The sequence below is a fragment of the Mesorhizobium sp. M8A.F.Ca.ET.161.01.1.1 genome (genome assembly GCF_004792105.1).
GTDB lineage: Bacteria > Pseudomonadota > Alphaproteobacteria > Rhizobiales > Rhizobiaceae > Mesorhizobium.
In genome coordinates this window covers 1-313 of sequence record NZ_SRTD01000351.1, presented here as the reverse complement: position 1 = coordinate 313, position 313 = coordinate 1, and the positions used below count along the sequence as shown (strand labels likewise).

Below are 313 nucleotides of genomic sequence, written 5' to 3'. Positions count from 1 at the left end.
AAAACAAGTCCGGTCTCCCAGACGAGAGATTTATCGTCGTGACCTGCGCGCCGACACCGTGCCCTACTTCTTCTTGCCATCCGCTGTCGTGGCGTTTGCGAACTTCACCTGCGAACCGGCTGGCGCCGCGGCGGGTGTTTTTGTCTTGTCCTTCTTCGGCTTGCGGATTTCCTTGTTACTGCGCAACTGACCCTTTGCCATGGTGTCGTCCTCCTGCGTTGACCGGGCGATGTAAAAGCGCCCGCTATCTGTTACCGGATCGTTTCTTTGCGGGCACCGGATCGGCGGCGACAACCGCCGCTTCCTGTGCCTC

Annotated in this window: 1 protein-coding gene; it reads right to left on the bottom strand. The window is 59.4% G+C overall.

Annotation, left to right across the window (positions count from 1 at the left end):
• Window positions 1-63: 63 nt before the first annotated feature.
• The coding region (locus EN804_RS36020) for a hypothetical protein (RefSeq protein WP_210237401.1) at window positions 64-313 on the bottom strand (250 nt) is incomplete at its 5' end.